Source organism: Pedobacter sp. Bi126 (assembly GCF_918698245.1).
Classification (GTDB): Bacteria; Bacteroidota; Bacteroidia; order Sphingobacteriales; family Sphingobacteriaceae; genus Pedobacter.
In genome coordinates this window covers 197680-221741 of record NZ_CAKKMS010000002.1, presented here as the reverse complement: position 1 = coordinate 221741, position 24062 = coordinate 197680, and the positions used below count along the sequence as shown (strand labels likewise).

The following is a 24062-nucleotide window of genomic DNA, read 5'->3' as shown; positions in this document are numbered from 1 at the left end:
TTATAATTAAGGATGATTGGTTTGGTTGAGAAATTGAGTGAGTTTTAAGATTGAAGTTGTTAACACGAGAATTTGTTCCTGTACTTCTTTTGCATGGTATTGTTCAATGGCTTCTCTCACACCAGGAAGGGTTTTAACACCATAACCGGTGTACAGACCAGGGGCATAAATGCTGTGTTTGTACCATGGCCGCCCAGGTAAACCTGCTTGTATAAGCAATTGTTTTTCAGCCTGAAAAAGTAAGGTATTCAGTTGGTCAGTTTTAGTATCCGAAGCGAGTGCAGCGGTTACAGTCTGACTAAGTTTTGATGATGCAGTTTTTAAACTATCTACTGCTAAGTTCAGTGCTTTAAAATCAAAATCAGCTAATTCAACCTGTACAGGAGGATTTTTCAAGTTTTCTTTGGGATCGTTGGCGAACTGATAAGCACCACTTGAAATGAGCTTATTCTGGCTTTGGGCACCTTCCCTAAGCTGCTTTGCCAAAGCATTTACTTCGGTAACATAAGTCGCTATTTTAGCCTGAAGATTAGAAAAATTAAATGGAAGTACATCTGCATTGGCCAAACGTAATACCGCCCGGCCAGCTGTTTGGGATAAGGCCAATCCGTAGTCAAAACCCGGATCTTTAAACTTCACAAAGTTGTCGTAAGTATCGAAATTGGTATGGTACTCACCTCCTTCATCCTCACCGCCAAAACCTAGGCTTAAAGTAGGGATGCCGAGGTGCTGCAAAAACGCTGAATAATCTGATCCTGTGCCGAGCGCCCCCAGATCGAGTGTTTGGCTATCTTGTATTTTCTTACGTTCGGCAAGCGCGGCTGTAGAAATGGCTTTATTGGCTTTCCAGCGTTCAAAAACATTAGAACCAACCTGAGGGTCTTTTACCTCTTTCGAAATTTCTGAAACAAAATTTTCCAAGGCATGGGAACCGCCAGCTTCCAAAAAGCCACGGCCATTGCCATCCGAATTGATGTAGGCAACTGCTTTACTGTTTAACTCGTCAGCATGGTCTTCTACCCATTCTGTTGAACCTAAAAGCGATTGTTCTTCTCCATCCCAGGCAATATAAACAAGTGTTCGTTTAGGTTTTATACCTGCCTTTGCCAATTTCCCGATAGATTTTGCTTCTTCCAAAAGGGAGGCCAATCCACTTACCGGATCTGCAGCGCCATTTACCCAGGCATCGTGGTGATTGCCGCGTATAATCCACTGATTTTTAAATTTACTTCCCTCAAGTTTTGCTACAACATTGTAAGCTGGCACAATATCCCAGTTAAAAGCCAGTTTTAAACGGACCACGGTACTTCCATCGCCAATGTGATAGGTAACGGGTAAGCCACCGCTCCAATCGGTAGGTACCACCTGACCTTTAAGTGCTGCAAGCAATGGCAAAGCATCGTGATAGCTGATGGGCTGAACCGGAATTTTAAGAATCGTTTTGGCGTCTGCCCGCTCCAACCTTTTGGCATTCTTGGTAGAACCGATTCCGGGTGTTAATGGATCACCGGGATAAATTACCATATCCATTACCGATCCTCGTTGAACAGCAAATTCTGGCTTATAAGCGCCTTGCGGATATACATCTCCTTTCACAAAGCCATCATCTTTTGGATCCGAATAAATGATACAGCCCACCGCACCATGTTCGTAGGCTATTTTAGGTTTAGTGCCCCGCCACGATCTGCCATATTTTGCGATAACAATCTTGCCTTTTACGCTGATACCTAAACGCTCCAACTTTTCATAATCAGCCGGTAGACCGTAATTTACAAAAACAAGACCTGCACTAACATCGCCATCGGCACTCCAGGCATTGTAAGGAGGCAATTGCCCTTGCTGTGCGGTTGCTAAATCTTCGTGAATAGCCTTTTCTTCGAGCGAGGCACTGTATTTGTTGCTCCCTAAAAGTTCTACCGAACGGGTTTTAGGCGTTGGAAATAAAACATAATAAGTCTCTATTTTTGCATCCCAGCCATAACTTTTAAACTTTTTCAGTACAGATTCTGCTACTGTTTTACTGCCTTTAGCACCCAAGTGGTGGGGATCGGCAGAAAGTTCTTTTATAGTAGCCCCTATATTTTCTTTATTAAGCCCGGCATCAAATTTCTGCTCAATCTCACGCTGTATCGGAATATTCTGGGTTTTAAATCCATTCAGCCTATTTTGCGCGAATAAAGGAAGCCAGAGCAATTGAATAGCCGTAAAAAGTGTAAAAGTTTTCTTCATTTTCTGATTTTTTTAGGAGTTCTTTTACCAGAAAAACTTTGAGCGACCTCAAAATCAATTAGCATGCGGATGCATAACCAACTTATCTTCTCCACCTTTGGGCAGAAAGGAATTAGCACCTTTTACAAGTGTATAGGTTGCTCAGACGTCATAGGGCCCTTCCCTCAGTCTTTCTGGATAAGTATTATATAATGATGCAAACCTAAAAATAATAATCTAGTATTCCTATAGGAATTATATTATTTATTTAACTTATGCTTGACAAGCTTTTAAACTGAATACTTTTGGGTTTTTCGATCATGCTGAAGAGGATTATGCAAGCTAAACCGCAGATTTTACCACTTCTTACTGGAAGATCAGTATCTGCCGGATGACCAAGAACCTTTATCCTAAAATGATTTATAAACATAGATACATTTCTATATATCAATATTAAAATTTACCTTTGCCAAGGCTTGCCCCCTTGTTAATTCGGAGCAAAGCAAGAAAATGGATAACAAAAAGATAGAAAAGATATCCCGGGCACTAAGTGATACCAACAGAATCGCTATTTTACAGGAATTTAAAAAAAAGAAAGATTGCCTCTATTGTGCAGAAGTAAATGATCTTTTAGACCTGACACAACCTTCCGTATCCCACCATTTAAAGCAGCTGGTTGATGCAGACCTGCTGGTGCCTCAAAAAGAAGGACGGAATTTCAAATACCTGCTGAACGAGACAGTGCTCAATGAGTACATCGCCTGCCTAAATTCGTTAAAGGATTAAGGGCGCTTACATATGAAATTAGAAACAAATCACCAATACACATCGAAATATTTGAATATATGAATAAGTCTATATATATACTGGCATTAGGTGCCTTTGGCATTATCACTACCGAATTTGGCGTTATTGGTATCTTGCCAACGATCAGCAGGGAGTTTGGCGTCTCTGTGGATATGGCCGGGTGGTTATTAAGTGCCTTTGCTATAACGGTTGCCATATCGTCTCCATTTATAACTGCCCTTACTTCTAAAATCAATCGCAAGTTCTTATTATGCCTTGTTTTGGGTGTTTTTATACTCTCAAACCTGCTTTCAGCTTTTTCCCCTAACTTTACCATTTTGATGATCGCGAGGATTTTGCCTGCCTTCTTCCACCCGCTGTTCTGGAATATCTCGCTAGCAGTAGCGTTCAAACAAGGCGGGGCCAAAGCAGTGTCGGTCGTCATGACTGGCCTTAGCATCGCTACGGTTTTGGGTGTACCCTTAACTACCTATGCTGCTGATTACTTTCATAACTGGCAGGCATCATTTTTCTTAACCAGTATTATCAGTTTAATTGCCTTTTTAGGCCTGCTCTTTGTTGTGCCATCTATGCCGGGCAACAGCGAAAAATCTGCTGAAAGCCAGTTGCATGTTTTAAAGGATACCAGGCTTTGGCTTAACCTTGTTTCTACCATACTTACACTTGCGGCCATGTTCTCGAGTTATAGCTACCTTGCCGCGTACCTTGAAAATATTTCGAATATGAACGGCGCTCAAATTAGCATTATGCTGCTCCTATTTGGTGGAATGGGGATTCTTGGCAACTGGTTAATGGGTATTGCACTCGGTAAAAATGTAATATTAACCAGCCGGTTCTTTTTTATTCTTTTGATAGCTGTGCAAATATTGGCTTATTATTTTGGAACAATTTTTATCCCTATGGTAATTATTGTTTCCTTATGGGGCATGATCCACACAGGCGGATTTTTGGTACCCAACATTCGAACCACCCAATCCATTCCCCATAATGCATTGGAATTTGTAAACAGTCTTTTAACATCTTGCTATAATATCGGCATATCACTGGGCGCATTCTTAGGCGGCATTGTAATCGCAAAGTTTGGTGTCCACGAAATAATCTGGATGGCAGTACCTCTTCTGTTATTGGCTTACTTATTGAGTTTTGTAAAATCAAGAAAGAAAGCATTGGTTTAATTAATAATTTATCAATCTTAAAATATTAAAACTGAGTACATGCTCAGCAGATGTGTATGCTGGATTTTGATATTGACAGTAACGCGTTACTACAACTTATCTGAGAGATACCAACCCTGATATGGATTTACTGCGCTTTTTGGGCAGGCCCTTTTGGTAATCTATGCTAGGCCAGTTGCTGCTAATTGCACGGCCTACTTTGCCCGAGAATGCGCCAATTGCGCCATTTGAATACGTTGCCATAATTTTTGTTTTTTATTGAGAAAATGTTTGTTATAAAAAGGATTTCTGTTTATACCGGTATGTTTAAATCCATGCCCAAACCTAGTGGCTTAGCAGCATTGGCGCCTCATTTTGGACTAAAATGAGCTAAATTGAGCTCATTAGCACCGTTATTGAGCTAAAATGAACCGTTAAAGTTGTGGCGACGGTGCAAAAGCCCGGGCATTGTGGCGGTCCAATATCATTAAGTTAAACCATCCGACACGAAAAATAATTTAACCACAGATAGAAAGGATGCACACAGATATAAAAATCTGTGTTTATCTGTGCGCATCTGTGGTTAAAATTCTTACTTAATTACATTGGCTGGCGCCCTGCCTAAGGGCAGCATAACCATCGGCGGTGGTGCCATTCTGCGAAAGCAAGCTGTGGCTTTACCTTTTAGGTAGAGAAAAGGTAACGCCGGGGTAACCCTGGGGTAAGCTTGGGGTTAACCTGGTAGCAACAAAGGGTAAAGAACAGGTAATGCCGGGGTAATTAAATACGGCCCTTTTGCTGGCCCTCCAGATAGGGAGCCAGCAAATCTTCCACGCAAAAACGATCGCCACCAAGCAGTTTTATGGGCTTTAACGTGCCGTCTTTTACCTTACGTGTAGGTGCTTTCGCTAATGTAATCTTTAACCTGTTGGCGGGTAAGTTGCGTATTAGGTTCGCCAAAGAGATCGATAAATTAAAGGTTAGTTGTTCGTTGGTTTGATAAGAAAACGAGCAGCCATTTTCCCTGAAATACCCGATCTTACCGTTGATTGTCCTTACAGACATTAAAATCAGGGAGCACCCGAAATGAATTTAAACGACCAGAAATAGATGATTGCTATTTTTCCCGGAATAGTTTCGGGTATTCAATTACCAATCCATAGGAGTCGGTTTTTAGCTCGGCCTTAAATGTCGATTTTTCGTTCTCGTACAGGTATACAGAATCTGATATTTTGGTATAATACTGTCTTACAGGCATTATCATATCAGCAATAATATCTATGTATATCACCTCAATCCTATTGCTCAATTGCCCATTAAAAACCAACCTTCTTATTGGCAATGTATTGGTAAAAGGCGTTAATGAAATATCAATATCTACGCAACCATCAAATCGATGATCAATCGTATTGTTGACCAGCCAATAAGCACCTTTCTTCTCTAGAAGAACTGTTTTTTCATTTCCACCCAATATGACATTTATTTCAACTAAATAGGTTGTCCACAACGGATCCGTAAGAATTTTATAGGAGACTTTAATCACCTGGTTATTAACCTGGCCTGTAATAATCGATGTAACGGTCACACCATTATCTGTTTCCGTTAAGGTACAATTTTCGAGGGACTTATATTTCAAGCCCTCCCATGTTATTTTTCTTTCCATTACAATCTGAAATTGAAACAATCTTAATGTCGACTTGGTTTTACGCAACCTTAATCCATTTGCATGGCCATGAGCGTCATTCCAAAGGATAACCATCCCTAAAGCATTTTTAACCTAGGCAAAATTAACCAGGCATGATTGGTGACATCTTAAAAAGCCAAATGGCGCTCCTAATCCTCAAGCCCTTGGACAATATCCCGGCCTAAAGAAAAACCTCCAACAACACAATCACAATCGCTGCTGTCAATGTATTCAAAAAATTGACCACATCATTCCCGATCAAGCCCTTGCGCTCGAGCAAAGCCCCTAGTATAGAATCAGTAAGGTTACCCAGCGTACCTGCAAGAACAATAAAGAAAAAGCTGATGTTCCATCCCCATCCCAGCGCATAAATGCCAGCAATAATACAGCTACCCGCTATACCGATCAGTGTCCCTTCCAGACTGATCACCCCGTCCATTCCGCAGCGGTCGGGCTTAAAGGAAATAACATTAAAAAACCGTCTTCCATAAAGCATCCCCAGCTCAGAGGAAAGGGTATCTGCTGTAGCCGAGGCAAAGGCTGCCGCCATTGCCGGAAGCATCAAATAAGCCAGCCGGGGATAAAATAGGATAACTATAGCTGCAATGGCCGCAGCCCCGGCATTGGCCAGTACCTGCATTGCATTACGGCCTTTCTTTTCTTCGTCTTTTGCGGCAAAAGCCTGCTTTCTGTGCCGCTCCAAGGAGGTGGCAGCAGAACCGAGGATAAAAAACACGGTCATCATCGCAAGCCCGAAGTAACCTGCGGCGGTAAAAATAAGGCATGCCAGTACCCCGCCCGTAAAAGCAGCCAGAACCGTCAGTTTTTTTGCCAGGATACTGTAGGCCATGCCGGAAATAATGATGATAGGCAAAAAGATGCCGCTATTGAACATATCACAAATATATTTGAAATATATTTACGAAAAAGCACATCGAAATATTTGTGCTGTAACAAGCTACCCAAAACGTCAAAATCGCTATCTGTCGGGAGTTGGATAATTTTTTAAAACTTAAGCGCTGTTTAGTAATATTGGAAGATCCTTATGGCGGATAACCGAGATCGACCTCTTGTGAAGCGGAATACTGTCTCATGCAACGTTTAATACCTGTGTTATATTAATGGTGCGTATAAAATACCTAAAATCCAAAAGAATAAAACCAGCCTTCCCTCCCACTTGTTTTTTAATAAAAAGATTATGGAACAAGAGAAAAGCAGTGCCAGAAGGGATAAGATCTCCATAGCAGCCAACAATGATGACAAGCGCAGGGAATTCCATCAACAAGAAAGCGCTCAGGTAACTCCAAAGCACCGGGGCCGTCCAAAAGAGGTTAAGGGCACCATCACCAACCTGAAATGGAAAGCACCATCAAACGGAATTGCAGGCTTATTATAGCCTGATCGCAGCGGTAAACCGCTGCTTCTTTTTGTATTATGATCCTGCCTTGTTTGCCACAGATTTTGCTGGCCGGTAAACAATTTCGGCCTTGCACTATTAGAATGTAATTTTACAATATGCCTGGTGGAAATACACCGTCTCAGATTAATAGCAAAAGATTTATGAAACCTTTTTCGGCCGGAAGCGTTAAAGAAAGATAGGTAATCCCTGCATCATGAAAACATCAGATAAAAAAGAAATGCCGAACAAAGACAACGGTCTATTCCCCATCAATGGTGAAGAAACAGTAAGAGGATCTGGCTTTACCTACAATGAGAAAGAGGAACGCACTGATAAGAGCGTTCCCAGGGAAAAAGTTGAAGAGGAACAAGTTGTTCAGCTGCCTGATCTTGGCCAGCAAAACCGCCCATAACATGGCCAGGAAGCTTCTTCTCGCCCAAGGTATATTTTACCTACTCACAGGCATCTGGCCGTTGCTTCATATAGAGAGCTTCGTCCTCGTTACCGGCCCTAAAACAGATATCTGGCTGGTAAAAATGGTCGGACTGCTGAGCACAGCCATTGCGCTATCTATACTCTCACAGTTAGCCCAGAAGCAGCGGCCGCTTCTACTCAGCATCAGTACCGCCATCAGCTTTTTCGCCATTGACCTCTACTACACCATAAGCGGCACGATCTCGAAAATCTATCTGGCTGATGCAGCGGTTGAGCTGATCTTCATCATCATCGCATTTTTTGCTTCAGGCAGAAAATTAAAAGCTTAAAACAATGCCCGCACTAATATTCCCTCAATAAATAATTGCTGCCCCATTTCGCAGAACACTTCATCCTATCCTACAATGCCACAGCAGCGTCATTGTTAAACAGAAATAATAATGACAAAAGATAAAGACCAACCCGGAATTGCAGACCTCCTGATGAGTAAAGAACTGTTGGAGCATTCCAAAAAACTGATATCAAACTCAAATCTGATTATTAAGCAATTAGAATTACAATTACATTATTGTAAATCACTTGTAAAATCATTTTCCGTTAGAAACAACCATTACCCCTAAAACCAGCACTGTCATAAGTACTTTCTTTGCGATCATCAACGATCACCCACAGATGCTCAACAGTTCCGCAATGAGGTTCACAGGCCTTCCAGTAGGCAGCCAGTAAATCTTTCGATTAAAACAGTGTAGCAGTATAACCAGGGTATTATAGACCTTAAAAAATCATTCCTTGATTTGCTTACAAGCTTCAGGGGTTTGCATACATTCACGCGATTTGGCTTACCGACATTTGGGTTATGGAAATGAAACAAATAGCATTGGGCAGCCAGGGTTTGGTTGTGCCTGTGATCGGCCTGGGCTGTATGGGCATGACGGGTTTTGAAAAGGCGCATATGTATGGTCCTGCGGATGAGCAGGAAGCCATCGCAACGATTCAGCGTTCGCTTGAGTTAGGCGGTAATTTTTTAGATACTGCCGATCTGTACGGACCGCTGAAGAACGAGCAGTTGATCGCTAAAGCGATCTGTGGTAAACGTGACCAGTATATTTTGGCGAGCAAGTTTGGCTGGGAGATCGATGATAACAATAAGGTAACCTGGGCGATTAATGGCAAGAAAGATTACGTAAAAAAATCTTTGGAGCGTTCGCTCAAAAATCTGAATACGGATTACATCGATCTGTATTACCTGCACCGCCTGGATAAAAATACGCCGATCGAGGAAACGGTTGAGGCATTGGCTGAGCTGGTTCAGGAAGGTAAAATTGGTTATATCGGTTTGTCGGAAGTTTCTTCTGAGACGGTTAAGCGGGCGCATGCGGTGCACCCGATTACTGCCGTACAGAGCGAGTACTCTTTGTTCGAGCGGACGGTGGAAGAACGTGGGGTTTTGGCAACCTTAAAGGAACTTGGTATTGGTTTTGTAGCTTACTCACCGTTGGGCCGTGGGTTCTTATCGGGGCAGATCAAAAGTATAGATGACCTGCCTGAAAATGATTTCCGCAGGGCGATCCCACGTTTCCAGGGTGCACAATTCGACAAGAATATTGAATTGGTGAAAGCTATCGAAGTAATGGCTGAAGCGAAACAGGTCACTTCCTCGCAATTGGCCGTGGCCTGGATTATGAGCAAAGGCATCTTGCCGATTCCCGGAACGAAACGCCGGAAGTACCTGGAGCAAAACATTGCGGCAACAACTATTAAATTAACGCAGCAAGATCTATCACAACTGGAAAGCATTGTACCTTTAGGTACGGATACCGGCGCGCCTTATGATGAGTTTAGTATGGGTTTAATTGATTAATTTTGTTTTTATGAATGCCATTAACTCCATATCGGAATTTCACCGTTTGCTGTCCTTAACAGAACCCCGCCACCCGCTGGTGAGCGTGATCAAGTTGGCAGAAAGCATTTTTTTGGAAGACGAGATCTGGAAAGGTTTCGTTAACCGCTTTTATTGCGTGGCACTAAAACGCGAAGCCAGAGGCAAAATCAGGTACGGACAGCAGCATTATGATTACGATAAAGGAGTATTGAGTTTTACCGCGCCTAACCAGGTGCAACAACTGGACCTGCAGAATATGGAATGCGGGTCTGGTTATCTCCTGATATTTCACCCAGACTTCCTGTTACAGCATCCACTGGCGAACAGCATTCATCATTATGGTTTTTTCGATTACGCGGTTAACGAAGCGCTGCACCTGTCGGCCGATGAAGAAGATGACCTGATTACGATTCTCCATAAAATAGATAAGGAGTGCCAGCATATCGATAAGCATACCCAAGAGATCATACTTACGCAAATCGAGAGCCTGTTAAAATACTCCAACCGTTTTTATGAGCGGCAGTTTTTGACCCGCAAGAACAATAATTCAGCACTGCTGGTCAGGTTCGAGCAGTTGATTGATGACTACTTTAAAGGCGAGGTACAGGGTTTGCTCACTGTACAACATGTTGCTGCGCAGATGAACCTGTCGCCGAATTACTTGAGTGACCTGCTCCGGATTCATACGGGGCAGAACACACAGCAGCATATTCATGAAAAACTGATCGCGAACGCCAAAGAAAAACTTTCCACAACCAGTCTATCGGTCAGCGAGATTGCCTATACCCTGGGCTTTGAACACGCGCAATCCTTTAGCACACTTTTCAAAAAGAAGACGAATTTATCGCCACTGGAATTTCGTCAGGCTTTTAACTGATTATTGGGACAAACGGTGTCCAGAAATATTCTTCGCAGAAATATTTACCGCAGTCCCGTTTGGGTCGATCAGCGCTTGGCGATGTATTCTATCAATAAATAGTACTATCCTGCTTCCAATTTTGAAACAAGCGTTGCCCTGGGATTGTTATGTATAAAACACAAAACCCTTATGGACAACTTTACCGTAACCCTTAGCCCCAACCATAAGTTCCATTTCCAGGTTGAACAGCACCCGCATCACGTTACCGGTGGCTGTAAATACAAAATCTACCAGGACGGAAAATTTGTGGCCAGCCTGGAACCCGACAGCCGGGATTTTTTGCATGTATGCCAGAACCCGGCAGCTATTGAGCTGGAGATCCTCCATATGTTAGCAGAGCAGATCGAACTTGTGCACCCTGGCACGGCTCATTTAGGAGAACTCCAAAATATTGAACTTGACAGCGATGATGAGCTGGAAGCCCCACCGCAATAGCTGTCTTAATATTGTTCAAGAGGGATAAAGGTAGGCGGCGCAGTAAATGATTTGAATATGGCTAACACCCATCAAAGAATAATGGAGCCTGACAAAAGATTAATCACAAATACATCGCCCCTTACAGCCGCGGCAAGGTGAAGGTGAATAAAGAACCTTTCCCCAGATCGCTTTCTGCCCATATTTCCCCGCCGTGCAGCTTTATAATCTCCGAACAGACGTACAGTCCTATCCCGAATCCCGAGATCAGCTTATTGCCCTCCGCACGGTAAAACCGCCCAAATATTTTCGGAAGCTCTTCTTTTCTAACTCCGATCCCCTCATCCCTTACGCTTACCCTCACCTGCTCACCGGCTCCAACACATGACACCAGGATAACGCTCCCCGGTCTGGAATACTTAACCGCATTGCCAACAAGATTTGAAATGACCTGTCCAAGTCTTCCCCTGTCTCCATTTACCATGTGGCTTTCCACAGGATCAAAAATAAATTTATGGGTACCATATAACATTAACGCTTCCTCTTGTGAATCTCTGATCAGCTCACTAATATCAAATTTTGAACTGTTGACATCGATCTTTGCCGATTCCAGTCTCGACAAATCCAAAAAACCGTTAATCATGTCAGTCATGCGCTTGGTCTGTTTAACAGATTGTGATAAGGCACGATGGATGATTTCGTCGGGGTTTTGCTTTGACCGCGATTCCAATAACTGGAGATATGCAGAAAGTGAGGTCAATGGTGTCTTGAGTTCGTGGCTTACCACACCCATAAAATCGTTCTTCCTTATTTCCTCCATCTTTTGTTCGGTTATATCCATAACTACACCGGTGAATGCAGAAAATGTGCCTGAAGGGTCTGCTGTAAGATTGCCGATTGCCCTGAGCCACCTCAGTTTATTATCATGCAGACCGATAACGGGATAACTAACATCATAATCTCCATTATTATAAATTGCGTTTTCAAGTTTACCGGAAATAAAGTCCCTGTATTCAACTGTAATCTGTGCAATTGCCTGTTCAATGGAAAGCGCTTCATCGGGGTAATAACCGAATAATTCCTTAAACCGGGCATCGGTAATGAGTTCCCTGGTAACTGAATTTATATACCAAATACCGAAATTTGCCGCCTCAACTGCGAGACGGAGGACAAGTTTCCCTTCCTCAATGGTTTTTTGGGCGGAAATGAGATCGGCATTTGCTTTTGACAAACGTTCGTTGGCCGCCTTGAGCTGATCATTGGAAACTGTGAGCTCCTCATTAATCGCGGCAAATTCCTCGTTCATGGTCTGCAACCTTAAAGCGCTTTGTTCCAGCTGCTGTTGCCATTGGTCCCGTTCGGTTACGTCCCTGGTCGTTCCTGAAACGGCGACGACTTCGCCGCTTTCATTGAAAACAGGATTTAGGATATAATCATACAACCTTCTGCCCATGGTGGCGTGCGGAAAAGCCACTTCGCCCCTAACCGGGTTTCCTGTAGCGATGATGCTGTCAATCTCCCGCTCATGCATATCTGCATGCCATGGTTCGTAACCATTTTCCAGCAGGTTCTTCCCTATTGCTTCGTCCCAGGATTTGCCCCACATCTGCAAAAGTGCGGCGTTTGCATAGGTGAACCGATACTCGAGATCAAAAACGTACATCAGGTCTGGTGTTCCGGAAGTGATGGTTTCGTAAGTGCGCTTCTGCTGCTCCAATACTTCTTTAGAGGTTGCCAGGTGCTGTTCGGCTAATTTGCGTTCCGTAATATCCGATTCCACACCAAACCATTCTTTTACCTCCCCTTTATCATCAAAAATCGGCACTGCCCTGGAAAAGGTCCAACCGACACTTCCATCAGCCCGTTTCACCCGGTGTTCAAGCTGAAAAATGCTCCCTGTCTCGATCGCATTTTGAATGGCATGCTGTACAAGTTTAAGGTCTTCTTCATATACATACTTGGATTGCCAACCTGGGGTTGCATCCTTTGCATCATGGCGGACCCCATGGCCATCGAGCTCAGTCAAGATGGTCCAGTCTGGGTTCATACTGTAAACTACATCCGAGGTGGCGGTCAATAATGCCTGAAAACGTTCCTCATTTGTAGCAGAAAGAGATAAATAGGTTAATTGTTCACCCATAAGTTGGCATTTGGTAATATCTGAAACCTGAAAATAAGCGTTTTGTTTGAAATTATCATTAATGACGTTCTCTATTTGCGTGAAATAACACTATTCGTTACAAAAGACTTAGCGGCGGGGTAGTTTGGATACGAAATACTGCTTTATGCTACGTTAAATACCTGCAACCTATTTAACGGAGCGCACAAAATACCTGAAATTGAAAATGGTAAAACCTAGCCGCCTTTCTGCCAGTTACCTGTTAAAAAGATTATGGAACAAAAGCGAAGCAGTGCACAAAGGGATAAGATCTCCATAGCAGAAAAAGTTGATGACAGACGCCAACGGTTACAGCCATTAATGTGCCAGCCACCTTTAGAAGAACGCAGCCGATCTGGGTTAATTAAAGGAAAAATCGTTAACCTAAAGTGGAAAGCGCCATCAAATGGGATAGCCGGTCTATTATAAACCGAAGGATCGCAGCGGTACAGTGCCGCTGCATTTCAAATTTAACATAATGAGAATAATGAAACCTGCAGTGTGTGTGGGTAATCGTCAGGGACATATCATCGCAGTTGGTGTATAGGTTATTTTTAATGAACAGCACAAATATGAAACTCCACAGTACATTGCGCTTTGTTATATGCGCTTTATCAATAATTTCGTGTAATGGCTATGAAAGAGACAGGCAGATCAAAGCAGATCTTACGATGAAAGCAAAAGAAGATGTAAATTTTGCTGGCGTAAATTTTACTGTCCGGAACCGCAATGTAAAGATCTGGGGTTATTGCCCAACCTATAAATCCAGAATGGCCATCATTCAAAAGCTAGGCACTATTCACGTCATTAAGAATATTGATAATCAAGTGGTTATAAGACCACTAACTATCGGTCAAGATTTTGATTTGAAACAACTGGCAGATAGCCTTCTGGCAATACATCCCGAATCATGGGCGGTTATAACCGACCGAAATATTATACTAAAGGGAAATATTAAAGAAAAACAGCTTCCAAAGCTATTGCAAGCTATTCACCAGCGCATCCCCGAACGGATCCTAATCAATCAGACCACTGTGAACTGAACCAATTCAATAGGAAACAGTAAGCAGTGCATTTGCCACTGCTAATGTGAATGCTAACTATAATTTATTGGAGTAGCTATCACGACTGAACGCACAGAAAGATTAAGGGGTGCGTTTCTACCTACCCAATGCTTCTTCTTGTTCTGCGCCATTTGTGCTATCAATACTTTGCATGGCACGGTAAGCAATTGTTGCAAAGATTGCAAATACAATATGGGCTGGAATACGTTGTAAATAGAACCGTTTATAATTCATGAGTGGGCTTAACGGATGGACGGCAAATGTTGCTTTCCAGATAGCAATTCCGATCAGGCCGCTCACTGCGCCCAAACACAGCCCACAGGTTCCTGTAGGTTTCAAGGTCTTTGAATCCCATAACTTAACATATACAGCAGAAAACGCAGATCCCATTGCGTAATGTGCAGCCCACGCTGAAACGGATCTGACATGTTTTGGAAGAAAAGGCAATACCCTGCTAATCAAGCCATTTAAACGCTCAGACTCTCTAAAGTCTTGGCCTATTAATGACATTAATGCACTTGATGCTGTCATCATCGTTGTTCCGGCAATACTACAGCCGACAGTTTTAACGAGCGGATTTATCATATATGGTACTAGTTATATGTTACAAATTCAAATTTTCCGATCGCATTTTTAAATTTAAAAAGATAAATGAAAAGGGCTTATTCCATTTCCTGTTCGGCTAAACCTTCGAGGAACCATCCTGATTTATATTCAAAATCAACGCGCTCACCTGATCTGTTAATTACATAGCTGGTAAAATCATGTGCTATGATCCGTTCATTTTCAAGGTATTTTTTCGCCAAAGCGGCATATTCTTTAACATTAAGGCCATCCTTAACAATATAATGGGGTTCTCCTGTTTCACTCCAAACTGTTTCTATCACACCAGATTCGAACCTGTTAGCTTCTTCTGTGGTTGAAGGATTGTTTGTCCCGTTAATTTTAGTCATTTTTCTATTTTTACGTGTAACTGGATTAATAACAGCTGTTACAAAGGATTTGTTCTTTGCAAAGCAATTGAGCATGAAATAGGACTCAACTTTAGTACACTGCTAGGTAAGCACAGCTGTCCTGTTCTTAGGTATGTTTTGTTAAGCAAAAGTTTAAATGCCCCGGATCAATGGATTGTTATCCGTTTCTTTGTTATTATCTTCCTCGCTGGATGCCTCGCTGTGTTCCGGAGTCTTCGGATCATTGATGAGACTTCCTTTCCCGGCAATTCCACGGTAATCGGTATTTTCTGGAAGTTCGGTTTCTTTGGGCAAACTGGTCTGGGGAACTTTTCCCGATAGGTTGTTTTCCATAATGTGTATTGATTGATCTATTACTTATTGAGGATAGCTGCTAAAAAGAACCTTTGCAAAAAAGGTTTTATAATTTTACGTTTTTCAACAGAATTTCTTCTGTCATTTTGCGGGAATACCAATTCTGGATCATAGCCTGAAAGAAAGCCCCACAAAATAGCTTTTCCTTGCATCATGCTGAACGCCATAATTAAGGCCACCATCGATAAGCAAGTCCTTAGATAGCTCATATTGCAGCGCAGCATTCAGAAAGTTTTTTAAATGGTTATCTTTAAATTCATAGGTATAATAGGTTTCAATGATTCCATCAAGCTTTTTAGTAAGCGGGTGTGATACGGTAAGCGTCTGCAAAATCTGGTTGTGGTGTCCGGAGCCTTCCTCGTCCTGTAACCGGTCTGCTTCAACCTGAAAGCCTAATTTCCAATCATTTCCAAATTTAATACTCATTGGGATGATGATACCCCCTTCATATTGGCTTTCTTTATCTGCACGGGAAGTCGGAAACTTCAGGTATGGAAGCAGCGCGATAGCGAATTTTCCTTTATCATTGCCCAGTAGATTTTGTTTCAACCTGAGCGTAAGATCGCCAAACCCACTGTTCCGATCAACACTGCTTTCAGTATAAAAATCCTTTTTTACCACAAAACTTTCAAATGTAAGCTGAATGGCTGTCGAATTTGTTAACCCAAGCTTTATATTGGCCAGATTGAAAAGATACTCGTCGCTCCTTCCTGCATCGCCGTTTTCGCGCTGAAAGCGAATAAGATCGGTCTCAAACTGAAAATGCCCGGCATCAACGGTTTGCGGGCTTTCGGTTACATCTGGCCGATCGGTTTCCATTTCCCTCAAACTGTCACCCGGAACTGGCCTGAATAAATGATAGCAGGTTTTTTGCTGGCCGAAAGCCCCAATATTGACAACGCTTAACAGCGCGAGAATTAAAATAATATTGTATAGTGTTTTCATTTGGTTCTGGAGGTCAGGTTTCTATTGCCTTGCCAGCGATTTAAACCTGAAGAGATTAAAAACGCCACACTGGGTAGCGTGGCGTTTTGCAGGTATTCTAGGCTGTAACGCCTGTATTTGCTTCAGTTAAAGCGATTTCTGTCAATAGGCTGTCGGTATCTTTTTCTTCCGCAAGTGTAGCAGCCAATAACTCTTCGGCCTCAGTATGCTCCATTAGCTTTGCAAAGGTTACAAGGGTTCCATAACTTGCTATCTCGTAGTGCTCAACTTTTTGTGCCGCTGTGATTAATGCGGCATCAAGCACTTGTGGCTCACCGCCAAAGCTCTCGATAATTTCGTCTGCCTCTTCCAGGAGACCTTCCATTGCCTTACACTTTTTACCCCTCGCAGTGAGACCTATTGAGTTAAAAACCTCTTTCAGTCGGTCAATCTGTCCTTCGGTTTGGGCATAATGCGTTTCAAAAGCATTTTTCAGTTTTTCACTGCCGGCGGCTTCTGAGAGTTTTTTCAGACCTTTAAGCAACTGCTTCTCCGCTCCAAGTATATCCCTTAATTCATCCACAAAAAGTTCATGAAGATGCGCATTTGGCATCTGTACATCATTTTTTTTATTTGCCATGTTTTTATAGTTTAATGTTCATCATAAGAACATGGCCTAACAAAAAAAAGTTTAAAAAATTTAAACTTTGAGTTCTTCCTTCAGGCATTTTATAGGTTTATCTAATAAAAGAAATATTGGTAAGCGGGTGCGAAGTTTTTTTAAGGGAAACAAGCCAAGTAGAAACGATCCTGTAAGATTTCCTTTAGCTACAGACATCACAATTTGCTGGATATATCATAAAAAGACTTTAAAAAGTCAAGGGCAGCGTTACCCTTTTGAGCATCTTCTTTTAATAGAAAATCGTCCCCGAGGGGGAAAAAGCCAGGCAGTTTTTGGTATTCTTCGTGTTTTATTGATTTAAAACCCATGGTCCAATCCGGGAAATTGCGTTCTTTTAGAAATGACTCCCTTAATACCAGTACCCCCTGATGCCGTTCGTCTTTTGCTATCTTTTCGAAAAGTTTTTTCACACTACTTTCACTACCTTCCAGCACCTGCATAAAACGCCCTTCATATTCCGAAAAATATCTTCCTTCCATATATAAAAGCATACCTGTAATGTCATTTGCCAGGTTATCTACTCTGGATTTGTTGAGTAAGCTGGTAAGACCATCCACCGGCATTAACGTCCGGGCTTTGCTAAAATAGATTAAGTGAAATAACAAGATAAATTAGTTAAGTAAAAAACTGTTTCAAATTATGAATTTATTCTAATCAGCCAATTTTAACGCGAAAGAATAAGCTGCGCAAAAATGCACCTATTTCCAAAACCTTCTGTTTAGAGAAATTGTTTTTTTAGTGTTTAACATAATCGACAGTCTATCGGCCACAGGTAAATAGTAAAACAGATGAAAAAATATAAAATAGGAATAATCGGTTACGGGGGGTTTGGTAAATTCCTTCATTATTGGTGGGAAAAGCTGCCCAATGTAGAAATTGTTGCAATTGCAGATCCGCACAAAAATTTTCAATCCGAAGAAAATTTCGTGGTATATCGCGATTGGAAAGAATTGATACAGGACAAAAATATAGACATTGTAAGTATTGTAACGCCACCAAGTTTACACGCCGAAATGGCCTGCGCAGCGATGAAGGCCGGCAAACATGTCCTGCTCGAAAAACCCGTGGCAATAAGTGAAGAAGGCGCGCGGGAGATTATAGAAACGCAAAAGCAGACCGGTAGCGTGATAACAGTAGATCATATGATCCGTTATAACCCCATTATTCAAAATCTCATCAAATTAGGACAGGCAGGTACTTTTGGCAAGCTAAGGCATGTTGTTGTAAACAACTATGCGCAAGATGAGGCTTTGCCTCAGGATCACTGGTTCTGGAAAACAGAAATGTCTGGTGGAATATTCATCGAACATGGGGTACACTTTTTCGATATTGTGAATGCCATTGGCAATCAGGAATACATTGAGGTGTATGGTTGCACTGATAGTAGAAATGAAAACCAGCGCGACCGTATGGCTGCGATGGTGTTATATAACGAAGGTTTAATTGCCAGCTACTACCATGCTTTTTCCGGGCCTGGCTTATTTGAACAAACAACGATACACCTTGCCTACGATCTCGCCCGTATAGAAATTGAAGGCTGGATGCCTATGAAAGGAACGGTGAAAGCACTGGTAAACAGCCAGGGCAAAGTACAGCTGGAAAGCCTGCCGGGCTGGACCATTACCGTACACGGCGAATTAAATACTTTGAGAGACGTTTCCAGACCCGAGGGTTGGGGCAGTGAAGATCTACCGGCCGAAAATCAAGCCGTAAATGCCGGCGGAATAACTTACCAGGTAGATGAAATGCTTTCCGGCAATTTTGAAATCCATCAAACCAAGGGAGAGGTTTACGGAAAATGTGTTCAGTCGATTTTGTCAGACATCATTAAAAAAATAGAAAATAAAGACCATCAACTAACTATAACGATAGAGGATGCCTTCGAAAGCCTAAAAACAGCTATTCTCGCTTCTCAGTAAGCAATTAAGCCTATAAGAGAAATTGCACTCCAACAAACTCAATATGATAACATATTATGCATGCGTTCTGCGCTGCGATGATTAAAAGAATAAATATGATGTATGATATTAGAAAATGTATTTGCGCAATTATTGTTTAGCTATCCTAAAAATTGAATCATGAACATATTTTATAGATAATGAAAAAGAATGATTGATCTAACCATAGACATACGCGATATCATTGCCATGTTGGTTTCGGTCATATGTGGCGGCATCATCGGGTTTGAGCGGGAATACAGGAACAAGTCTGCAGGGTTCCGGACCATCATATTGATCAGCCTTGGATCGACGATTTTTACAATTGTTTCCTGGCATGGAACGGGTACCGACGACCGCATTTCGGCAAATATTATAACCGGCATAGGTTTTATCGGTGCCGGTGTAATTTTTAAAGACCGCATATCGGTAAGAGGGCTAACCACTGCCGCCGTTATCTGGACATCCGCTGCAATCGGCATGACCGCTGGCGTAGGTTATCACGCGCTTGCATTTGTGCTCACCATCAGCACCCTTTGCGTATTGGTAATGGTTAGTTATGTTGAAAAAATCATATCAGACCTAAAAAAGGAAAGGATGGTTACGATAACTTTCGTCGACAATTCGTTTTCCAGCGTGCTTTTGCTCGAAAAACGCCTAAATAGTACCGAAGCCAAGATTGAGCGTATGGAACTTTCCAAAGAAGAAGGACGGATAAATGTAGTGTACCTGATAAGGGGTAAAAAGGCGGCCGTAAATGAACTCACCACATTATTGGCTATGGCTGAGGAGGTGGCTAGTTTCTCTTAACTGAACATTTAATGGATAAACCTCAAAATAGAATATCGAATGAAACAGCCTCAAAAGAAATACATACCTGAAGATAAGGAAAAAAGATATGGCAGGCATAAAATTAATATCTCCTTAGCTTGAAGTAAAATACTTAATAAAAGAAGGATAAATACGCTTTATACCGTTCCATAAAACACGCAGCCAATAAACAGGGTTTTCTTGAAAGAACGATGTTATGGGTATATCAGCTCAAAAGATTGAAAAGTTTTGTACGCTGGCGCTGTTAGAATTAAAGGCATGCTCAAATCAAAATTAACCTTTTGGAAGAAAATAAAAAGACTTAACACATGAAAAAAATATCGAGAAAAACACATGGAATAATTGACTACCTGTGGGCTGCAATTATGATTTCAGCACCGTTTTTCTTAGGTTTTACCACCATTACCCCAGCTGCTGCCTGTTTTTTTATTGCTGCCCTTAGTGTTTTTCTGCTATCTCTTTTTACAAACTATGAACTTGGCGTATGGAAGAGGTTGCCAATGGCATTCCATCTCGACATGGATATAGTTTTAGGATTTATCCTGGTTATTTCGCCCTGGCTTTTTGGATTTTATAACCAGATTTTTTTGCCACATATCGTCATGGGTGCCTTTTCCATTGTGGCCGGATTAACCTCAAACGCTAATTCGATGATTAAAGACGGTTGAGGGCGGAAAAAGATAAAGTGTTGCTATTTAAAATACTATACTGGCGATACCAATACTAGCCCTGTACGCTCCATAAAGTTGATACAGGGAACAAGGATGATTACGAAGTATTAACTCCAACGAAGCGTACAAAATTGATTAGAGAGATATCTCCGACAATCTTTTGGACAATGAATAGGAGTTCCTATTACCTTTTTTGAGCCTTTAAAAAAAACAGTTTTTTATTCCATTCACTATGAAACCTATTACCATCTGGGCAGCAAATGCCCAAACAGAGCTTAAACCACTAGCACCTGTTGCCGAAATTTCCAAATCGCTTCAGCTTTATGCTTATTTGTCAAGTGATACACTTTGGCTGGTAAAAGAACGGCCTGACGGGAGTCGTATTGCGTTCCGTACCGCATTTTCACCATCCGGAAAACTAGAAGTTAAAAAAATCCATCACGAAGAAGGAGAAATGACAGTGAGCCTCGCCTGCTCAACAATTGTTTACCAGGTAACCGTACAACATGAAGCAGGAAATGATTTTTTCCGTTATACCGTAATGGCAACGCCGAAGGTACCACTGCATATCCCTTATTGGCCAAGAGACATTATCTGTTTCGATGAAAAAGGCAAAATAAAACAACAGGGCAAAATCCACACCCAGCAAAGGGGAACCCGCTCTGGAGTCCTTTTTTTTAATGATGGTGATTCTGGCTCCGTATTTTATTTCCAAAACCTAACAGCCCTTAATGATTATTGCGAAACTGCACAATGCAGTGCAGGTGGTGCTGTTGGAGGAGAATGGCCTGAAATCGGCTTTTCTTTACCAGCGACTAAGGCACCTTTAAAAAAAGGCGTAAGCTATTGCCTTAGTGACGGTTTTGTACGCCTATCGGATCAGCTTCCTTCTGCCCCTGCCGAAACCGCAATGTTGTATTTAGATCAGTTAGCGGCAACTTATATTAAACTTCCACGACCAGAGCGTTTTTACCATGACTGGCTTGACACCGTGGAGAAAGGCCTAGCGGATTTGACTTACCATAAAGGCTGTTGGACATTTGCGGGAGGCCATAGTTATCTCAACGCTTACGTAGCTGATTATAAAACGCCTCCTGAAGTAATGGTTCAGCTTGCTGTATTGCTTCCCATGCTTGATTACCTGGATTGGAAAGGGGAAACCACCCATCAGTTGGTAACTGAACTAAGGGCAGGGCTCGGGGCATTCTACAAGCAAGATACGGGAACAATTGTGAGATGGCTCCCATCGGCCGAAAAGAACCTGGACCATTCTGAAGAGCAGAAAAAACCTCAGGTAATGGACGCCTGGTATCTGCACCATCCATTAATGAACCTGGCCCGCCTGAGCACACGTGGTGACGAAGGCGCAAAAAAAATCCTGCTTGATTCCATTGATTATGCAATTAGGGTGGCCCATAAATTCAATTACGAGTGGCCTGTATTTTATCAAATGGATACCCTTGATATTATAAAAGCAGAAACCGCAGAAGGAGAAGGTGGTGAAAAAGATGTTCCAGGTACTTATGCAGACTTAATGCTGAGGATGTGGAAAATAACCGGAGAGAAAAGTTTTTTTGAGGAAGCCAAAAAAGCAGCATCCAAATTAAAAGGCCTGAGCTTTGAAGTGTTTTACCAGGCAAACAACACCGCATTTTCTGCAGGAGCCATGCTCCGGTTGTATAAAGAAACTCAAGATAAAACGTTTCTGGAACTGAGTTATGTATGTTTGGCGGCAATTTTTGACAACGTTCAACTATGGGAATGTGATTATGGGAACGCAAAGAACTTTCCGACATTTTTTGGGGTTTTCCCACTGAGAGATGCGCCTTATACTGCAGCTTACGAAGAGCAGGAGGTATATTCAGCCCTTCATGATTACCTTGCAGAAGCAGAAGGCGTGGAAATCCTTCCGTCGGTAAGGTTGTTGATTGCAGAGTTCATCAGGCACATGGTAGGCCGTGTGGCGCACTATTATCCGCCAATGCTGAAAGAAGAGGTGATGGCTGAAGAAAGCAAGACCGGTGAAATCGATCGCAGGCTCTGGATTGCGCTGGAAGATCTGCACGATGGTTGGGAGCAGTCTGGCGAAGTTGGACAGGAAGTTTATGGGGCAGGAATCGCATTCGGCGTAATCCCGAACCAGTATTTTAGGGTTAAAAATGAATCTTTTATCGTTTTTTTCGATTATCCCATATTCAATTTCCGATGCCGGGCAAATGCGGTGTCATTAACCACTGGCGGCGACGAACGGTTGAACTGCAGGATGATTATTTTATTCCAGGGCGGAGAAAGACCTAAAAATTTAGAAGTAAAATCCGGCCAGAAAAAAGAAAAGCACAATCCAGTGAAAAACAACCCAGATCTGTTGGAGTATAGCATTGCAGGAAACCAAAAAGTGACTATTAATTGGTAGGCTAAGAGATGGCTGCAGTACGCTGATCAATCATCACTGCGTGCTGTCCAACTGGAATAATAATAAGATCGCTATGAAAAGCATTATATTTTCAGCGCGACAAATACCGCACCGGTTTCTTTTTTATGCTGAGCGGTTTCGAAGGCTTCGTTGATCTGATCGAGTGGAAAGGCGTGGGTAATCATTTTTTTCGCATTGATTTTTCCTTTGGCCAGAAGATCCAGGCATATCGCCATTTCAGGGTAGATATCCCAAAAGCCATAACTCGCGCTCGGAATAATTGTAATGCCTGACTTTTGCAACTGCTGCCAATCCATTTCTATACTGGTGCTGCCAGATTCAAAACCACCGACAATGATTACCTTTCCCCCAATGCGGGTGAAAGAAACTGCCTGAGGAAGCGTAGTTGACATTGAAGGCCCTCCGGCACATTCAAAGGTAATATCTGCTCCCCTCCCATCTGTAAAAGCTTTCAAGCGCTCAAGCCCATCTTCAACTTCTGTGTTCACCACTTCATCGGCGCCAAGATCCCTGGCCAGTTGCAGTGCACTGGGAACAATATCAAAAAGGATCACATCTGCACCCGATGCTTTTGCAAGCTGCAATTGTGCCAGTCCTATCGGTCCACCGCCTATAACGGCCACTTTGTCGTTGATATGCAATCCGCTTAACTGCTGCGCATGCAAACTGACTGCGAAAGTATCAAGAAGCGTTGCCTCTTCATCGCTCACATGATCGGGCAGAATATGAAACTTTGTTGCGGGACCAATAAGGTATTCGGCAAAGGCTCTTGATATGGTTTCCATCCTCACTTTATATAAGTTTGGACACAGGTTGTACTGCTGAATGCGGCACCATTCACAATCGCCATCACCCAAAAGGGTTTCAACTACAACCCTATCGCCTGGTTTTACGTTTTTCACAGCCGGCCCTACTTCCACTACCTCGGCGGCAAGTTCATGGCCCATAATTTTACATTCCAGGTCGGGTTCATGTTTTTTCCAATGCCGCAGATCCGTTCCACATATTCCCGAAACTTTAATTCGTGCCAGCACCCAGTCTGGCGCAGGTATTTCTACCCGGCCTACTTCCTGAACCTGAAAGGTTCCATCTGGCTTTTTTAACGCCGCTTTCATTTTATTGCTCATTCTG

General features: G+C 42.4%; 27 protein-coding genes and 1 riboswitch. Of the genes, 14 read left to right on the top strand and 13 right to left on the bottom strand.

Features of this window, described 5'->3' with window-relative positions; genetic code table 11:
* Window positions 1–6 precede the first annotated feature (6 nt).
* Window positions 7–2229: a transferrin receptor-like dimerization domain-containing protein gene (locus LQ201_RS06185; protein WP_230140174.1), complete on the bottom strand. Its 2223-nt coding sequence runs from the start codon at window positions 2227–2229 to the stop codon at window positions 7–9.
* Window positions 2230–2308: 79 nt separating this feature from the next.
* Window positions 2309–2413: riboswitch (SAM riboswitch) on the bottom strand.
* 305 nt (window positions 2414–2718) lie between these two features.
* On the opposite strand from LQ201_RS06185, the gene LQ201_RS06180 reads away from it, so the two are divergent.
* Both LQ201_RS06180 and LQ201_RS06175 read left to right on the top strand, forming a co-directional pair.
* Window positions 2719–2994 (top strand): helix-turn-helix transcriptional regulator, encoded by a 276-nt coding sequence (locus LQ201_RS06180; RefSeq protein ID WP_215127848.1) that lies wholly within the window; start codon window positions 2719–2721, stop codon window positions 2992–2994.
* Window positions 2995–3053: 59 nt separating this feature from the next.
* On the top strand, window positions 3054–4190 hold the full coding sequence (locus LQ201_RS06175; RefSeq protein WP_230140172.1) for an MFS transporter: 1137 nt from the start codon (window positions 3054–3056) through the stop codon (window positions 4188–4190).
* A 96-nt stretch (window positions 4191–4286) separates the two neighbouring features.
* Here the strand turns inward: LQ201_RS06175 and LQ201_RS06170 are convergent, their stop codons facing one another.
* The 4 genes from LQ201_RS06170 to LQ201_RS06155 all read right to left on the bottom strand — a co-directional run bounded on the left by LQ201_RS06170 (window position 4287) and on the right by LQ201_RS06155 (window position 6748).
* The gene (locus tag LQ201_RS06170) at window positions 4287–4433 is read right to left on the bottom strand and encodes a hypothetical protein (protein WP_230140170.1); all 147 of its coding nucleotides are present in this window, start codon (window positions 4431–4433) and stop codon (window positions 4287–4289) included.
* Window positions 4434–4949: 516 nt separating this feature from the next.
* Window positions 4950–5234: a hypothetical protein gene (locus LQ201_RS06165; protein WP_230140169.1), complete on the bottom strand. Its 285-nt coding sequence runs from the start codon at window positions 5232–5234 to the stop codon at window positions 4950–4952.
* Between the two features lie 52 nt (window positions 5235–5286).
* Window positions 5287–5832, bottom strand: a complete 546-nt coding sequence (locus LQ201_RS06160) for a putative glycolipid-binding domain-containing protein (RefSeq protein WP_230140167.1) — start codon at window positions 5830–5832, stop codon at window positions 5287–5289.
* Window positions 5833–6034: 202 nt separating this feature from the next.
* The gene (locus tag LQ201_RS06155) at window positions 6035–6748 is read right to left on the bottom strand and encodes a DUF92 domain-containing protein (protein WP_230140165.1); all 714 of its coding nucleotides are present in this window, start codon (window positions 6746–6748) and stop codon (window positions 6035–6037) included.
* Between the two features lie 303 nt (window positions 6749–7051).
* Here LQ201_RS06155 and LQ201_RS06150 point away from each other — a divergent pair, with 303 nt between their 5' ends.
* The 6 genes from LQ201_RS06150 to LQ201_RS06125 all read left to right on the top strand — a co-directional run bounded on the left by LQ201_RS06150 (window position 7052) and on the right by LQ201_RS06125 (window position 10923).
* Complete coding sequence (locus LQ201_RS06150) at window positions 7052–7249, top strand: hypothetical protein (protein WP_230140163.1); 198 nt, start codon at window positions 7052–7054, stop codon at window positions 7247–7249.
* Between the two features lie 217 nt (window positions 7250–7466).
* Window positions 7467–7664, top strand: coding sequence for a hypothetical protein (locus LQ201_RS06145; RefSeq protein ID WP_230140161.1), 198 nt, complete (start codon window positions 7467–7469; stop codon window positions 7662–7664).
* A gap of 1 nt (window position 7665) precedes the next feature.
* Entirely contained in the window at window positions 7666–8016 is a 351-nt protein-coding gene (locus tag LQ201_RS06140; RefSeq protein ID WP_230140160.1) for a hypothetical protein, read from the top strand.
* A 527-nt stretch (window positions 8017–8543) separates the two neighbouring features.
* Window positions 8544–9548 (top strand): aldo/keto reductase, encoded by a 1005-nt coding sequence (locus LQ201_RS06135; protein WP_230140157.1) that lies wholly within the window; start codon window positions 8544–8546, stop codon window positions 9546–9548.
* Between the two features lie 10 nt (window positions 9549–9558).
* Entirely contained in the window at window positions 9559–10446 is an 888-nt protein-coding gene (locus LQ201_RS06130; RefSeq protein WP_230140154.1) for an AraC family transcriptional regulator, read from the top strand.
* A 171-nt stretch (window positions 10447–10617) separates the two neighbouring features.
* Window positions 10618–10923: a hypothetical protein gene (locus LQ201_RS06125; protein WP_230140152.1), complete on the top strand. Its 306-nt coding sequence runs from the start codon at window positions 10618–10620 to the stop codon at window positions 10921–10923.
* A 121-nt stretch (window positions 10924–11044) separates the two neighbouring features.
* On the opposite strand, the gene LQ201_RS06120 is transcribed toward LQ201_RS06125, so the two are convergent.
* A complete protein-coding gene (locus tag LQ201_RS06120) occupies window positions 11045–13042 on the bottom strand; it encodes a PAS domain S-box protein (protein WP_230140151.1) in 1998 nt (665 codons plus the stop codon).
* Window positions 13043–13294: 252 nt separating this feature from the next.
* Here LQ201_RS06120 and LQ201_RS06115 point away from each other — a divergent pair, with 252 nt between their 5' ends.
* Both LQ201_RS06115 and LQ201_RS06110 read left to right on the top strand, forming a co-directional pair.
* On the top strand, window positions 13295–13489 hold the full coding sequence (locus LQ201_RS06115; RefSeq protein ID WP_230140149.1) for a hypothetical protein: 195 nt from the start codon (window positions 13295–13297) through the stop codon (window positions 13487–13489).
* A 242-nt stretch (window positions 13490–13731) separates the two neighbouring features.
* Complete coding sequence (locus tag LQ201_RS06110; protein ID WP_230140147.1) at window positions 13732–14103, top strand: hypothetical protein; 372 nt, start codon at window positions 13732–13734, stop codon at window positions 14101–14103.
* 117 nt (window positions 14104–14220) lie between these two features.
* Here LQ201_RS06110 and LQ201_RS06105 read toward each other — a convergent pair whose 3' ends face one another.
* From LQ201_RS06105 to LQ201_RS06080, 6 genes are all read right to left on the bottom strand, one after another.
* On the bottom strand, window positions 14221–14709 hold the full coding sequence (locus LQ201_RS06105) for a hypothetical protein (RefSeq protein WP_230140146.1): 489 nt from the start codon (window positions 14707–14709) through the stop codon (window positions 14221–14223).
* Between the two features lie 77 nt (window positions 14710–14786).
* Window positions 14787–15077 (bottom strand): hypothetical protein, encoded by a 291-nt coding sequence (locus LQ201_RS06100; protein ID WP_230140145.1) that lies wholly within the window; start codon window positions 15075–15077, stop codon window positions 14787–14789.
* Between the two features lie 153 nt (window positions 15078–15230).
* Entirely contained in the window at window positions 15231–15431 is a 201-nt protein-coding gene (locus LQ201_RS06095; RefSeq protein ID WP_230140143.1) for a hypothetical protein, read from the bottom strand.
* A 129-nt stretch (window positions 15432–15560) separates the two neighbouring features.
* Complete coding sequence (locus tag LQ201_RS06090; protein ID WP_230140141.1) at window positions 15561–16397, bottom strand: transporter; 837 nt, start codon at window positions 16395–16397, stop codon at window positions 15561–15563.
* 97 nt (window positions 16398–16494) lie between these two features.
* Window positions 16495–17016 (bottom strand): ferritin-like domain-containing protein, encoded by a 522-nt coding sequence (locus LQ201_RS06085; protein ID WP_230140139.1) that lies wholly within the window; start codon window positions 17014–17016, stop codon window positions 16495–16497.
* Window positions 17017–17213: 197 nt separating this feature from the next.
* A complete protein-coding gene (locus LQ201_RS06080) occupies window positions 17214–17663 on the bottom strand; it encodes a BLUF domain-containing protein (protein WP_230140138.1) in 450 nt (149 codons plus the stop codon).
* A gap of 183 nt (window positions 17664–17846) precedes the next feature.
* Between LQ201_RS06080 and LQ201_RS06075 the strand changes: the two genes are divergently transcribed.
* The 4 genes from LQ201_RS06075 to LQ201_RS06060 all read left to right on the top strand — a co-directional run bounded on the left by LQ201_RS06075 (window position 17847) and on the right by LQ201_RS06060 (window position 22910).
* Window positions 17847–18977, top strand: a complete 1131-nt coding sequence (locus LQ201_RS06075; protein WP_230140128.1) for a Gfo/Idh/MocA family protein — start codon at window positions 17847–17849, stop codon at window positions 18975–18977.
* Window positions 18978–19166: 189 nt separating this feature from the next.
* Window positions 19167–19805 carry an MgtC/SapB family protein gene (locus tag LQ201_RS06070; protein ID WP_230140126.1) on the top strand — a complete coding sequence of 213 codons (639 nt, stop codon included), beginning with the start codon at window positions 19167–19169 and terminating at the stop codon, window positions 19803–19805.
* 329 nt (window positions 19806–20134) lie between these two features.
* Window positions 20135–20494, top strand: coding sequence for an SPW repeat protein (locus LQ201_RS06065; protein WP_230140125.1), 360 nt, complete (start codon window positions 20135–20137; stop codon window positions 20492–20494).
* 235 nt (window positions 20495–20729) lie between these two features.
* Entirely contained in the window at window positions 20730–22910 is a 2181-nt protein-coding gene (locus tag LQ201_RS06060) for a hypothetical protein (RefSeq protein ID WP_230140123.1), read from the top strand.
* 83 nt (window positions 22911–22993) lie between these two features.
* Here the strand turns inward: LQ201_RS06060 and LQ201_RS06055 are convergent, their stop codons facing one another.
* Window positions 22994–24058, bottom strand: a complete 1065-nt coding sequence (locus LQ201_RS06055; protein ID WP_230140114.1) for a zinc-binding dehydrogenase — start codon at window positions 24056–24058, stop codon at window positions 22994–22996.
* Window positions 24059–24062: the final 4 nt, after the last annotated feature.